The following is a 13,961-nucleotide window of genomic DNA, read 5'->3' as shown; positions in this document are numbered from 1 at the left end:
GCCAAAGGACGTCTGGACTGCTCTTTTGGCTATGTTCGCTCCCCTTCGCCGGTGATCAGGTGATTAAGAAATAGCGCAAAAAGAGCTCCTTGCGAGTCTGCACCCAGTTTGGCATAGAGGTGCTTGCGGTGATTTCTGACCGTGCCCGCGCCTATGCCCAGGCTGGCGGCAACGGCCTCGTTGTCCATGCCCTGCACCAGCAGGGCGGCCACCTGAGCTTCGCGCCGGGTCAGCCGTCCCCGGCCAAAACTGGCCAGGGCCGCCTTTACCAGGGTGTCCACTCGGGCCGGTGCCGGCGGCGACTGCGCCAGCGGGCCGGCCCCCGCCGGCCAGTGCCGATGGCACAGTGCCCGCACCAGCGCCAGATGATTCCGCAACGCCCCCTGCTCCGCCGGGGTAAAGGGCCTGGCCTGCAAGCGACCAAAAAAGATCATCAGCCACTGATTGCCGGGCAGGCGGAATACCAGCCCCAGCTCTTCCTGCCAGCCGGTATCCTGATAAAAGGCTGCCGAATAATCGGGCGCCATGCCCTGGTCCCGGGCCAGGGTGCGCAGGGAATAGACCCCGTCTTTCAGGCCATGGCTCAGCGCCCGGCAAAACGGATCCTGCGCATACAGGCCGTTGAGGTAACGCTGAAACAGCAGCTCGCGCCTGTGGCGCAGGTTATCAAACAGGTACACCGCCGGGCCGCCGTTGCGGTAGCTCACCATCAACAGGCAGTCACAGTCGATACGGGCCTGCAGCAGCCGGGCCAGACAGCGGGGAAAGCTGGCGCTGCCCAGGGCATTGATGGTCCGGGTCAGCAGGGTTTCATCCAGTTCGGTCATGGGGTGCCCCCGTTACAATCTCGCGCCGTCATTATCGCAAACTATCCTGAAAAGGACATATCGGGGCAAGTCGGTTCGAGTCAGTATCGGGCTTTTATCAACGGAGCCCTGCATGAGCCATTCCCTGTCCCTGCTGGACGACCTGCACCGGCGCGGGCTGATCGCCCAGTCTTCCGATGCCGCCGCCCTGTCGGCCCACCTTGAACAAGGCCCGCGCACCCTGTATTGCGGCTTTGATCCCACCGCCGGCAGCCTGCACATCGGCCATCTGGTGCCCCTGCTGATGCTGCGCCGGTTCAGCCTGGCCGGGCACAGGGTGGTGGCCCTGGTGGGCGGTGCCACCGGCATGATTGGCGATCCCAGCTTCAAGGCCGGCGAGCGCAGCCTCAATGAGGCCGGCACCGTGCAAACCTGGAGCAATGAGCTGAGCGCCCAGATACGCCGGCTGCTGAACACAGGTCACGACGCCGTGAATGAAGCCAACGTGCGCCTGGTGAACAATGCCGAGTGGATGCACGGCATGGAGGTACTGCCCTTTCTGCGGGACATCGGCAAACACTTCTCGGTCAACGCCATGATCGCCCGGGAGTCGGTGCGCCAGCGCCTGGCCCGGCCCGAGCAGGGCATTTCCTTTACCGAGTTTTCCTACAGCCTGCTGCAGTCCTATGACTACGTCATGCTCAACCGGCAATACGACTGCACCCTGCAGATTGGCGGCAACGATCAGTGGGGCAACATCACCAGTGGCATCGATCTCACCCGCCGTCTCAACGGCCGGCAGGTGTTTGGCCTGACCCTGCCGCTGATCACCAAGGCGGACGGCACCAAGTTCGGCAAGACCGAAAGCGGCACCGTCTGGCTGGATGCGGCCAGAACCTCGCCCTACGCCTTTTACCAGTTCTGGCTGAATACCAGTGACGACGACGTATACCGCCTGCTGCGTTACTACAGCTTTATTGAGCTCGAAGACATCGCCGCCCTGGAAGCCAGTGACCGGCAACGGGCCGGCAAGCCCGAGGCGCAGCGGGTGCTGGCCCGGGAGCTGACCCGGCTGGTGCATGGCGAGCAGGCACTGGCGGCGGCGGAGCGCATCAGCCAGGCGCTGTTTTCCGGTGAGTTTAACGGGTTGAGTGTGGAGGAGTTTGCGCAGCTGGAGCAGGACGGCATTCCCATGACCCGCATTGAAGCCACGGCGGCTACTGAGCCCCCCTCGCTCAGCGGGCTGCTGAAACAGGCCGCCCTGGCCAGCTCGCTGCGCCAGGCAAGGGAGCTGATCGGCAGCGGTGCCATCGCGGTCAATGGCGCGCCGGTTAGCGCCGACACTCTCACCCTGCCGCGATTACACCGGCGCTATCTGATCCTGCGCCGGGGCAAAAAGCAGTTCCACCTGCTGCGTTTTGAAGACGAACTCGTTCGGGACGGCGCTTAACGTCCGGGCTTTTTCCCGCCCGGCCTGGCGCCGGGTCGCGCTCCGGAGCGGGCCCCGGCCTTGCCGCCGGAGCGGGTACCAGGACGATCAGCCTTACCGCCGGTGCGGGCGTTGGCCCGGCCGGCACCGGTCGGGCCTCGGCGTCCTTCCCGCCGACCGTCGTCGGCTGACCGGCCCCGGGCCGGGGCCTTGTCCCGAATACGCGGCCCCTGGCGAGCCGCCTTGGGCTGCTCAAGCACCGAGGCTTCCTCGGTTTTGCTCGAGCCCGCAATCATGCGGTTAATCAACCCCAACTCCTGCTCACTGACATAACGCCACTGGCCCGGCTTTAGCTCACCAAGGTGAATATTCATGATGCGCACCCGCTTCAGGCTGGTCACCCGATAGTCCAGGTATTCCGCCATGCGCCGTATCTGCCGATTCAGCCCCTGGGTCAGAATGATATTGATGGTTCTGGGGCCGATTTTGCGCACCTTGCAGGGCTTGGTCACGGTATCGAGAATGGGTACGCCCGCCGACATTTTCGCGACAAAGTCATCGGTAATGGGCTTGTCCATGGACACGATATATTCTTTTTCGTGGGCATTGCCGGCGCGCAGTATCTTGTTGACGATATCGCCGTCGTTGGTCAGCAAAATCAGCCCGCAGGACGGCTTGTCGAGCCGGCCGATGGGAAAGATGCGGGCATGGTAATTAACCGCATCCACTATGTTTTCGGGAATGGCACGGTCGGTGGTGCAGGTAATGCCAATGGGTTTGTTATAGACCAGATACACGGCCTTGGGTTTGGCACGCAACGGCTTGCCGCGCACGGTGACCTGATCGGCATCACTGACCCGCACGCCCATGCCGGCCACCTCGCCGTTCACCCTGACCAGACCCTGTTCAATCAGCCGGTCGGCTTCCCGGCGGGAACAGATGCCGGTTTCACTGATGAATTTATTCAGGCGGGTATCGCCGTTGTCTGCGGTCATGGGCTCGGGCTCCCTTTCGGTGGTCATGTCATAACAGCCGGGCAAAGGCCGTTTACGAGCAGGCCTGGCCAAAGCGCGCCAGTGTAAGGCCCCGCCCCTCACCCCGCAAGGGCTGGCGTTGTTGAAAGACTCGTCACGCGAAGCAACAGCGCGGTTGCACTCCACCGACATGCTTCGTTAAAGGTCACTCATAAAAAACCTGCTGCGAACATATTCAATGTTCGGTCAGGATTTTTTACTTCGTCACGGCGAGCAAGCTCGCCCCATGGACGCTCGGCACATGCCTTCCATGGCAAGTGACGGTCGGTTCCGGCAATCCCTGCTATTACTTCGTGAAATTTGGGCGCTGTCTGACAGTATCTCGACAAACGACTCTGTGTCTGGCCCAGGAGGGCAAAGCGTGTCTGCTTCGCCGTGGGCTTTGTCCGACGAGGGTGCTAGGGCTAACAGACAAGGTGTTAAAGCCAGCGCCGCACCCGCGCGCAGTAGTCGGTATAGGCTTGTCCAAAGCGCAGGGCCAGGGCCTGTTCCTCGGCGCGTATCTGCACTCGGTTCATGTAGCGCACAAACAATACCGGCCCGAGCAGGGCCGGCCAGCTTTGCAGCCAGAGGGCAAAAGCCAGCAACAGCAGCAGATCGCCGAGGTAAATGGGGTTGCGCGAGCGGGCAAATACCCCTGTGGTCACCAGCCGGCTTGTGCGCTCGGGCGCAAAGGGCTGCAGGGTGGTACGCGCGCGATGCAGCTCCCGGGCCGCCAGCATCATCAGCATCAGCCCCGCCGTCAGCGGCAACCACGCCAGCCAGGCCGGCCAGCCTGCCGCCAACGCCGGCAGCCATTCGGTCACCAGCCACATCAGGCCCGCCACCAGCGCCGCCACTCCCGGTGGCGGCAGCCACAACAGCCTTGGCCTCACGGGCTGCGCACCGTCGCCGGCCCGGCGGTCGGCCTGCCATGCAGGTGCCGCCGGGTAATGCGCAGTGCTTCATACAGATCCGGATAGACCTGAATACCGTCTTCGCCCACGCGAATGCCCGCCTGGTGCAGCCAGTGGGTCATCTGCCCGCGCCGCCCGGCCATCACCATGTGAATACCCCGGCGCCTAAGCTCCTTGTGCAGCTCCCCCACCACACTCATCACGCTGATGTCCTGATGGGTAAAGCAGGACACGGCATCGATGATCAGGCACTCGGGCTGGGCCTGCTCGTCGCTCAGCAGGGTCAGCACCCGACGCTTGAAATAGGAGGCGTTAAAGTAGGTCAGCGGCGAGTTGAAGCGATAGATGAGCACACCAGTGATGGCCTTGACCTCTTCATTGCGTCCCAGGGTGTGCACCACCCCTTCCTCGTTCATGCCCATCAGCTGATCCGTCGGCCGCATCACATTGCGCAGAAACTGGAACAGGCCCAGCAGCACCGCCAGGGTAATCCCCGGAATGACCCCCATGAACAGCACGCTGACAAAGGTGATCCAGGCCAGCCAGAAGGCGGCGTTGTCGGACTTGCGCAGGCCCCACTGGCCGCGCAGGTTGATCAGCGACCAGGACGCCATTACCAGCACCACTCCCAGCGCCGCGGTGGGAATGTATTGCAACGGCGCGGTCAGGAAAAAAGTGACCAGGGCGATAAGGCCGGCGGCCACCACCGACACCATCTGGCTCTTGCCGCCATTGGCGTCGTTGACCGCGGTGCGAGAGTCAGCGCCGCTGATGGCAAATCCCTGTGAAAAGGCCGAGGCCAGGTTGGCTACTCCCAGGGCGCGAAACTCCCGATCGGCGTCAATGTCGTAACCGTTGCGGGCGGCGAAGCTGCGGGCGGTCAGCATCATGGACACAAAGCTCACCATGGCCAGGTTAAGCGCCGGCATCACCAGATCCCGCATCAACCCGGGGGGAAACTCCGGCAGCTGGAACTCGGGTATGCCTCCCATCAGGGTGCCCACTACCGCCACTCCGGCCCGGTCGGGGCCCCACAGCCACAACAGGGCGGCGGCCGCCGTCAGCGCCAGCAGGCTGCTGGGCCAGAGCGGACGAAACCGCCGGCACAGCAACATGATCACCAGGGTCAGGGCACTGACCCCCAAAGTGGGCCAATGCACCAGGGTCAGGTAGTCGGGGGTGGCGGCGAGGCGCTCGATCAGCTGGGATTCATCAAAGGTGAAGCCAAAAATGCGCGACAGCTGCCCCACCATGATGGTGATGGCGACCCCGTTGAGCAGGCCCAGCAGAATGGGCCGGGACAGAAAATCCGCCAGCACTCCAAGGCGAAAGTAACTGGCCACCAGGCACCACAACCCGGTCATGGCGGTCATGGTCATCACCAGTTGCCAGTGGCGGGTGGCGTCACCGGCGGCCAGGGGCGTGACCACGGCAGCAATCACCGCGCAGGTGGCCGCATCGGGCCCCACAATCAGCTGGCGCGAGGTGCCAAACACGGCATAGGCGATCATCGGCAATATGCAGGAATACAGGCCCACCACGGCACTGACCCCGGCCAGCTCGGCATAGGCAATGGCCACCGGCAGCGCCACCGCCGCCACCGACAGACCGGCGCGTACATCCGCCGTCAGCCAGTCGCGCCGGTAGTTCAGCAATGCCACCAGACCGGGCATCCAGCGCCCCAGGGTAAAAAAATCCCTCATGCAGTTACATCTTCCTTTGCACCGGCCCGCGCCTTCGTTACCTGACGTCGGCACGCAGGCTCATTCATCCTGAATCCGGCGGCGAACGCCGCCATGACCACAGCATATAACGAGGCCCGCCGGCGGAAAAGCCACTCTCGCCGGCAAAATGCGAGGGCCGGGCTCTTTTGCCGCATTTGCAGACTGCGTCTCGCCCGGTTCACTTTGCTCTGTGCCGGCTTTGTGCTTCAATTAAAGGCTATATACTCATTCGAGCCCAACTCATCATGAGGCAAGCGGCATGACCATTCGTATTTTGATCTGCGACGACTCCGCCGTTGCCCGCCGGCAGATAGCCCGCGCCCTGCCCTCGCCCCTGACCACCCGGCTGGAGTTTGCCAGCCATGGCAAGGAGGCGCTGGCATTGCTGCGCCAGACCCGCTTTGACCTGCTGCTGCTTGACCTCAATATGCCCGGGCTCGACGGTTATGAGGTGTTGAAGGCCCTGCGCCGTGAGCAGCTCGAGGTGATGACCCTGGTGGTGTCGGCCGACATTCAGCCCGAAGCCTGCAGCCGCGTGCAGGCGCTCGGCGCCATGGGCTTTCTGGCCAAACCCGTCAACCGCAACGCACTCACCGACTTGCTGCGTCGCTACGGCCTTTACGCACCGCGGCAGGACGGCAACGCCCTTCATACACCGTTCCCACAGGAATCCCTGGCACTCACCGACTATCTGCAGGAAGTGGCCAATATCGCCATGGGACGGGCCACGGCTCTGCTGGCCCGGTTACTCAATACCTTTATTCCACAGCCGGTGCCTCTGGTTGCGCCCATTGCCCGCGCCGAGCTCAGCCTGGCCATTTCCACCGCTACCGATGAAGGGTTTTCGGCGGTGTGCCAGGGCTTTGTGGGGGCCGGTCTGGCCGGCGAGGCGCTGTTGCTGTTTTCCGACAGCAGCCTGGAGGAGATGGCGCGACTGCTGCATTATTCGCCTTCTGACACCACGGCACCGGATGTGGAGATCCTGATGGATGTCTCCAGCATATTGTTCGGCGCCTTTCTCAAGGGGCTGGGAGATCAGTTTGATGTGCGTCTGGGCCTGGCCCAACCCAAGGTACTCGGTCGGCACCTGCCCGTGAGCACCCTGCTGGAATACCATGGCAATCATCACCACCAGCAACAGCTGCTGTGCATCGAAATTCCCTATGCCCTTGAGCAACAGCATATTTATTGCAACCTCCTGGTACTGCTGACCGAAGCGTCGATCCGCAGCCTGGAGCAAAAACTCAGTTACCTGACGGAGTAATGCCATGCCCCAGCATGAACACGGCCCACAAGATTTTCACTGGATGATGGACATGCTGGAGTCGGTCGACCTCGGTCTGGTGGTGCTGGATCTCGAGTTTCGCATCGAACTGTGGAACGGGTTTATGGAAAACCACAGCGGTCTCGGTGCCGGCCAGGCACTGGGGAAAAGCCTGTTCCAGCTGTTTCCGGAGCTGCCCGAACAATGGCTGAGACGCAAGGTGGATACCGTGGTCACCTTGAATACGCGCGCCTTTACCTGCTGGGAACAGCGGCCCAGGCTGTTTCGCTTTCACAGCACCCGGCCCGTTACCGGCACCCATGAGTACATGTTTCAGAACCTGACCCTGCACCCGCTGGCGGATGCAGACGGCCAGATTCGGCGCGTATGCCTAATGATTCATGATGTTACCGACGTGGCCGCCGGCAAGCTGGCGCTGGAGCAGGCCAACGAGCGCCTGGCCCATCTCAGCATGACGGATCCGCTGACCGGCCTGCTCAACCGGGGCAGCTGGGAAGGCCTGCTGCACGCCGAATATTCCCGCTATCGGCGCTACCGCCATGCCTGTAGCCTGGTGATGGTGGACATCGACAATTTCAAGCTGCTCAACGATACCCATGGCCACCTGCCCGGAGACGATGTGCTGCGTCACCTGAGCGGGCTTATTCGCCATACCCTGCGCGATGCCGATATGGCCGGACGCTACGGTGGAGAGGAATTTGGCATCATACTGCCTCATACCGACGTCGACGGTGCCGCGGTAATATGCGAGCGACTGCGCCGATCGGTTGACGAGGCCAGGGTCGGCACCCACGGCCAGCAGCTGGAATACACCATCAGCCTGGGTGTGGCACAACTGACCCCATCGTTTGAAAGTGCCCTCGACTGGCTGCAACGAGCCGATGAGGCCTTGTACCGGGCCAAGGCGGAAGGCCGCAACCGGGTATGCTTCGACCAACCCACAGCCCGGATCAGTTAAGAATGTCTTCCAGAATATAACGCACGTTTTCGGTTGCCAGATCCACCAGTACCGCCTTGTTGTCGACCCGACGCCATTCGTAGCCCTCGTAATAGGGCAAGCGCTCCCTCAGCCTGGGATCAAACCGCTTGGCAATGCCCGGTGGCAACGGCTTGCCTCGGCGCAGGTTCTTGGCAATGCCCGGTGGCAGGCTGCGCCGGTCGTCGTAATGCAGCCAGTCTCTGTGCTCACGAAACAGGCGCCGCAGCAACAGCTCGTCGATATGCAGCTCACGATCATGGTGCCGCTCCCGCTCATAACGATATTCGCGCCTGTCGCGATGATGCTCTCCTTCATCCTGCTGCCATTTTTGCTCCTTGAGCCGGCCGGGAGCCTGACCCGGCCCCTTGCCTTCGGGCGGCTGGGACTGGGCCGGCAATGCCAGCCCGGCCAATAACAGGGAGGCAATAAGGGAATGCTTGTTCATGGCGGGTCTCCTGCCGGTGAATATGCCATTAACCCTAGCGCCGGCCCGGCTGCCTGGCCATACCCGGCCATACCGACAGGGACGGATATTGTCGAATACGAGCACAAAAAAGCCCCGAAACGGGGCTTTGGCGTTATTGTTTGGCTGACCGGGCTCAGGCCAGTTCGATCACGTCGAAATCAACCTTGGTGTCCACGTCGGCGTCGTAATCCACGCCGTCCAGGCCAAAGCCGAACAGACGCAGGAATTCTTCCTTGTAGCCCTGATAGTCGGTGAGCTGATAGATGTTGTCGTCCTGCACCTGTTTCCAGATCTCGCGGCAGGCGTTCTGTACTTCATCGCGCAGCTCCCAGTCGTCCAGGCGCAGGCGGTTCTGCTCGTCCACCGGGGCCGGCTGGCCGCTGTAGAGGCGGTCATGGAACAGGCGCTGAATTTGCTCGATGCAGCCCTCGTGAATACCCTGCTCCTTCATCACCTTGAAGGCCATGGAGATATACAGCGGCATCACCGGAATGGCGGCAGAGGCCTGGGTCACTACCGACTTCAGCACCGCCACATGGGCGTCACCGCCGCGCGCTTTCAGCTTGCTGTCGATGGCGTGGGCGGCGCGGTCCAGATCTTCCTTGGCCTTGCCCAGAGTACCGTGCCAGTAGATGGGCCAGGTGAGATCGGTGCCAATGTAGGAATAGGCCACGGACTTGGCACCCTCGGCCAGCACGCCGGCGTCTTCCAGGGCGTTCATCCACAGTTCCCAGTCCTGGCCACCCATGACCTGAATGGTGTCGGCAATTTCCTGCTCATTGGCAGGCTCGACCACGGCTTCCACCAGCACGTCCTTGTTAGTGTCCAGGGCGGTGGACTTGTAGGGTTCGCCGATGGGCTTGAGCGCGGAGCGCACCACTTCGCCGCTGTCGGGCAGCTTGCGCACCGGCGAGGCCAGGGAGTACACCACCAGGTCGATGTCGCCCAGATCCTGCTTGATAAGCTCGATAACCTGCTCGCGGCATTCGTTGGAGAAGGCGTCGCCGTTGATGCTCTTGGCGTACAACCCTTCTTCCTTGGCGGCCTTGTCAAAGGCGGCGGCATTGTACCAGCCGGCGGTGCCGGTCTTCTTCTCGGTGCCCGGCTTTTCAAAGAACACGCCTATGGTGGCGGCGCCGCTGCCAAAGGCGGCGTTGATGCGGGATGCCAGGCCGTAACCGGTGGATGCGCCGATCACCAGCACCTTTTTCGGCCCCTGCGCCAGGGTACCCTTGCCTTTGACGTAGGCGATCTGCTCACGTACATTCGCCTCACAGCCGACCGGATGGGTGGTGGTGCAGATAAAGCCACGAACCTTGGGTTTGATGATCATAGGAATGGTTGCCTCGGTTATTACAAACGATAGGCGCTAAAGATACCTTATTCCGGGGCAAATGTGAGGCCCAAATTGCCCGTCTGCCGCCGGTATCAGGATGCAGCAGCAGGGTTACCTGCGCCGACACGCTTCGAGCCCGTCCATCGGACGCTCGGCAAATGCCATCCATGGCATTTGACGGTCGGCTCCGGCAATCCCTGCTGCAGCTTCACCGCCCCCCTCTGCGCCAGGGAGGGCGCAGCGGAGCCCCCATGGAAGGGGTTACGGCGTGTCGGCGAAGTAGTCCCCTGTGACCGACGATGTTGCACGGCCTTGCAGACCAAACGGGCTTCCAGCTTTGGTGAGATAAATGTTTACGTTACGTCCCTATCAGCAGGAGGCGGTTGACCGCACCCTTGCCTATTTTCGCCGCCACAGCGAGCCGGGAGTGCTGGTGCTGCCCACCGGCGCCGGCAAGAGCCTGGTGATCGCCGAGCTGGCACGCCTCGCCCGGGGCCGGGTGCTGGTGCTGGCCCATGTGCGCGAGCTGGTGGAGCAGAACCACGCCAAGTATCAGGCCTATGGCGTGGAAGCCGATATTTTCTCCGCCGGGCTCAAGCGCCGGGAAAGCAGCCGTCAGGTGGTGTTTGGCTCGGTACAGTCGGTGGCCCGCAACCTGGACGCCTTTAACGGCTTTAACCTGGTGATCATTGACGAGTGCCACCGGGTCTCCGATGACGACAACAGCCAGTATGCCCAGGTTATCAATCATCTGCGTACCGGTAACCCGGCTCTCAAGGTGCTGGGACTCACCGCCACCCCCTACCGGCTGGGGCTGGGCTGGATTTACCGCAGCCATCACCACGGCATGGTGCGCAGCCGCACACCGCGTTTTTTTGAGCACTGCCTGTTTGAGCTGCCGCTGCGACTGATGATCAAGCAGGGTTACCTGTGTCCGCCGGAGCTGGTGGACGCCCCCGTGGTGCATTACGACTTTTCCCGGCTGTATGAGCAGGGGCTGTTTACCGAGCAGGCGCTGGAGCGGGAGCTGGCCCGCCAGCCCCGAGTCACCCCCCATGTGGTGGAACAAATAAAGGACTATGCCGAACATCGCCAGGGGGTGATGGTCTTCGCCGCCACCGTGCGCCACGCCACCGAGGTGGCCGGCCTGCTGCCCGCCGAGCAGACCGCCTTGGTGACCGGCGACACGCCGGGGCCGGAGCGGGACGCCATTATTGCCCGGTTCAAGGCCCGGGAGCTTAAGTTCCTGGTCAACGTGGCGGTGCTCACCACCGGCTTTGATGCCCCCCATGTGGATTTGATTGCCATTCTGCGCCCCACCCAGTCGGTGGCCCTGTACCAGCAAATCATCGGCCGAGGCCTGCGGCTCAGTCCGGGCAAGACCGATTGCCAGGTGCTGGACTATGCCGGCAACAACATGGATATTTTCGCCCCCGAAGTGGGCGAGCCCAGGCCCAATGCCGACACCACCCAGGTGCAGGTGCCCTGCCCCGCCTGCGGCTTTGCCAATATCTTCTGGGGCAAGACCGATGCCGAAGGCCGGCTGCTGGAACACTTTGGCCGCCGCTGCCAGGGCTTTTTTGAAGACGATGACGGCGAACGGGAAGAATGTGGTTACCGCTTTCGCTTTAAAAGCTGCCCGCAGTGCCTGGCGGAGAATGACATCGCCGCCCGCCAATGCCATGACTGTGGTGAGGTGCTGGTGGATCCCGACAAGCAACTGAAGGATGCCCTGGCGCTGAAGGATGCGCTGGTGCTGCGTTGTGCTGGCCTCAGCCTGGACGCTGCCGCCGGCAAATACGGCCCGGCACTGAAAGTCACCTATCACGATGAAGACGGCACCGAGCTGCAGAAATGGTATGCTTTTGACGCAAAGGGCCCAGAGGGCCGTTTTTACCGGGAATTTGTGCGTCCACACTGGCCGGCGCCGGGCACCGAGCCCGACTTTACCAGCCTGGAGCAGGTGCTGGCCGCCGGCTCGCGCTTTCGCCACCCTGACTTTGTGATTGCCCGGGCCAACAAACGGGGCTGGCAGATCAGGGAAACCATTTTTGATTATCGAGGCCGGTTTCGTACCGCCCATGCGTTATAGAGAAGCCATGAAACTGCTTTCCACCCTTGTTTCTGCCGTACTGGCCACCGCCTTTGTCACCTCGGTATCGGCCGCCACGCCCCCAGCGAATGGCCAGAGTGCCTGGATGCTGGCCGATGCCGCGACCGGCAACATAGAGCGGCGTCATCAGGAACAACAGCTGATGAAGCCCGCCTCCACCCAGAAGCTGGTCACCGTGCTGGCCGGCGCCCTGGCGCTGGGGCCGGACTGGCACTACACCACCACCCTGCGCTACCGAGGCGAGCTGCGACAGGGCCGGCTGGACGGCGATCTGCTGATCGACTTTGCCGGCGATCCTTCCCTCACCCGCGAACAGCTGGCGGCACTGCTGCGCCAGAGCGGCATTCGCCACGTCAGCGGCCGGGTGCTGCTCAACCAGTACCGCTTTGCCGGTTATGATCGGGGCAATGGCTGGTCCTGGAACGATCTGGGGGTATGCTACACGGCACCGGCGGCGGCGCTGATCCTGGATCGCAATTGCGTGCAGGGTGCGCTCTATGCCCGTTCTGGCCAGCCGGCCCGAGCCACGGTGCCGGCCCATCAGCCCGTCACCGTCAGCGCCGACGTGGCGGTGCTGAACAAGGCCGAGCGGGAGCAACGATTTTGTGCGCTGGAGCTCGACATGACGCCGCCCAATCAGTATCACCTCACCGGCTGTATCGGCCCACGCCAGGATCCCTGGCCGCTGCGCTTTGCCATTCAGGATGTCACCGCCTGGGGCGAGCGGCTCACCGGCTGGGCGCTGCAGCAGGCCGGCATCACGCTGTCCGGCCATATTGAGGGCAGCCGTGTCGACGCCGGTGACTGGGCCACCCTCGGCCAGCATCACTCGCCGCCGCTGCGCGAGCTGGCCCGGCAAATCCTGGTGCACTCCGACAACCTCTACGCCGACAGCCTGCTGCGCACCCTGGGGGCACAGCACTTTAACCAGCCCGGCAGCTTTCGCAACGGCACCCAGGCGGTGCGCGAGATCCTTAAACAAGAAGCCGATATCGACCTGGGACCATCCTGGCTGGCCGACGGCTCCGGGCTCTCTGCCCATAACCTGCTGCGGGCAAAGGATCTGATGGCGGTGCTGCTGACCATGGCACAGGATCCGCGAGCGCAATGGCTGATGGCCGCTCTGCCGGTGAGTGGCGAAAGTGGCACCCTGCGTTATCGCAAGAGCGTGCAGGGGCCCGCACTCAAAGGGCGAGTAATCGCCAAGACCGGTACCATTGCCCATGTGCAGAACCTGGCCGGCTTTATCGATACCGACAACGGGGAACGCAAGGCCTTTGTGCTGTTGCAAAACGGGCTGTCCATCAGCCCCGAGCAGTCCGCTGCCATGGCCGCCGGCGAGCTGGAATGGCCGGCCCGGCGCTTTGAACGGGACTGGCTGGAAGGGGTGACGCAACGTTCATCCATCGTTAAAACCAATCAAAACAACACACACTAACGATTTTCATCGGGGGCGTGCTCTGTCTATACTGGCGCCCGACTCACCGATTTAAGGAGAACAGCATGTTTGCAGTGATTTTTGGTCGTCCCGGTTGCCCCTTCTGCGTGCGCGCCAAGGAGCTGGCGGACAAGCTCAGCACCGAACGGGAAGATTTCAAATACCGCTATGTGGACATTCACGCCGAAGGCATTTCCAAGGAAGACCTGGAAAAGACCGTGGGCAAGCCGGTACAGACGGTGCCGCAGATTTTCCTCGACCAGCAGCACATCGGCGGCTTCACCGACTTTGAAGCCCACGCCAAGGAGCACCTGGGCCTGTACCAGTAAGTGCTGTTCGGGCGGCCAACCGGCCGCCCACGTGGTGCCTTTCACACCAAGCTTGCTGAAAAATCACCGTTTTCAGCATTTTTTTCGCTCAAAGCCCCCTTTTTCCTCTTTTCATTCGGTAGCCAA

General features: G+C 62.4%; 12 protein-coding genes. 6 read left to right on the top strand and 6 right to left on the bottom strand.

What is annotated here, in order from left to right; translation table 11 throughout:
• Positions 1-29 precede the first annotated feature (29 nt).
• A complete protein-coding gene (locus tag OJHNALOF_RS11930) occupies positions 30-827 on the bottom strand; it encodes a helix-turn-helix transcriptional regulator (protein ID WP_165662149.1) in 798 nt (265 codons plus the stop codon).
• Positions 828-939: 112 nt separating this feature from the next.
• Between OJHNALOF_RS11930 and tyrS the strand changes: the two genes are divergently transcribed.
• The gene (gene tyrS / locus OJHNALOF_RS11925) at positions 940-2,256 is read left to right on the top strand and encodes a tyrosine--tRNA ligase (protein WP_165662148.1); all 1,317 of its coding nucleotides are present in this window, start codon (positions 940-942) and stop codon (positions 2,254-2,256) included.
• On the opposite strand, the gene rluF is transcribed toward tyrS, so the two are convergent.
• From rluF to OJHNALOF_RS11910, 3 genes are all read right to left on the bottom strand, one after another.
• Positions 2,253-3,230 carry a 23S rRNA pseudouridine(2604) synthase RluF gene (gene rluF / locus OJHNALOF_RS11920; RefSeq protein ID WP_165662147.1) on the bottom strand — a complete coding sequence of 326 codons (978 nt, stop codon included), beginning with the start codon at positions 3,228-3,230 and terminating at the stop codon, positions 2,253-2,255. The two genes, tyrS and rluF, sit on opposite strands and share 4 nt — an antisense overlap.
• 458 nt (positions 3,231-3,688) lie before the next feature.
• Positions 3,689-4,144: an isoprenylcysteine carboxylmethyltransferase family protein gene (locus tag OJHNALOF_RS11915; RefSeq protein WP_370462321.1), complete on the bottom strand. Its 456-nt coding sequence runs from the start codon at positions 4,142-4,144 to the stop codon at positions 3,689-3,691.
• Positions 4,141-5,868 carry a SulP family inorganic anion transporter gene (locus OJHNALOF_RS11910; protein WP_165662146.1) on the bottom strand — a complete coding sequence of 576 codons (1,728 nt, stop codon included), beginning with the start codon at positions 5,866-5,868 and terminating at the stop codon, positions 4,141-4,143. Before OJHNALOF_RS11910 ends, OJHNALOF_RS11915 begins: the two co-directional genes overlap by 4 nt.
• 280 nt (positions 5,869-6,148) lie before the next feature.
• On the opposite strand from OJHNALOF_RS11910, the gene OJHNALOF_RS11905 reads away from it, so the two are divergent.
• Entirely contained in the window at positions 6,149-7,153 is a 1,005-nt protein-coding gene (locus tag OJHNALOF_RS11905) for a response regulator (protein ID WP_165662145.1), read from the top strand.
• 4 nt (positions 7,154-7,157) lie between these two features.
• Positions 7,158-8,132: a GGDEF domain-containing protein gene (locus OJHNALOF_RS11900; protein WP_165662144.1), complete on the top strand. Its 975-nt coding sequence runs from the start codon at positions 7,158-7,160 to the stop codon at positions 8,130-8,132.
• Here the strand turns inward: OJHNALOF_RS11900 and OJHNALOF_RS11895 are convergent.
• Positions 8,125-8,598, bottom strand: coding sequence for an anti-virulence regulator CigR family protein (locus OJHNALOF_RS11895; RefSeq protein ID WP_094200700.1), 474 nt, complete (start codon positions 8,596-8,598; stop codon positions 8,125-8,127). The two genes, OJHNALOF_RS11900 and OJHNALOF_RS11895, sit on opposite strands and share 8 nt — an antisense overlap.
• Before the next feature lie 154 nt (positions 8,599-8,752).
• Positions 8,753-9,952, bottom strand: coding sequence for an enoyl-ACP reductase FabV (gene fabV / locus OJHNALOF_RS11890; protein ID WP_165662143.1), 1,200 nt, complete (start codon positions 9,950-9,952; stop codon positions 8,753-8,755).
• Between the two features lie 352 nt (positions 9,953-10,304).
• Between fabV and OJHNALOF_RS11885 the strand changes: the two genes are divergently transcribed.
• The 3 genes from OJHNALOF_RS11885 to OJHNALOF_RS11875 all read left to right on the top strand — a co-directional run bounded on the left by OJHNALOF_RS11885 (position 10,305) and on the right by OJHNALOF_RS11875 (position 13,835).
• Positions 10,305-12,047 carry a DEAD/DEAH box helicase gene (locus tag OJHNALOF_RS11885; protein WP_165662142.1) on the top strand — a complete coding sequence of 581 codons (1,743 nt, stop codon included), beginning with the start codon at positions 10,305-10,307 and terminating at the stop codon, positions 12,045-12,047.
• 7 nt (positions 12,048-12,054) lie between these two features.
• The gene (dacB, locus tag OJHNALOF_RS11880; protein ID WP_165662141.1) at positions 12,055-13,506 is read left to right on the top strand and encodes a D-alanyl-D-alanine carboxypeptidase/D-alanyl-D-alanine-endopeptidase; all 1,452 of its coding nucleotides are present in this window, start codon (positions 12,055-12,057) and stop codon (positions 13,504-13,506) included.
• 65 nt (positions 13,507-13,571) lie between these two features.
• Positions 13,572-13,835 (top strand): GrxA family glutaredoxin, encoded by a 264-nt coding sequence (locus OJHNALOF_RS11875; protein WP_094200696.1) that lies wholly within the window; start codon positions 13,572-13,574, stop codon positions 13,833-13,835.
• Positions 13,836-13,961 lie beyond the last annotated feature (126 nt).

The sequence above is a fragment of the Oceanimonas sp. MB9 genome, assembly GCF_011319775.1.
GTDB classification, from domain to species: Bacteria; Pseudomonadota; Gammaproteobacteria; order Enterobacterales; family Aeromonadaceae; genus Oceanimonas; species Oceanimonas doudoroffii.
This window is presented reverse-complemented; position numbering and strand designations above follow the sequence as displayed.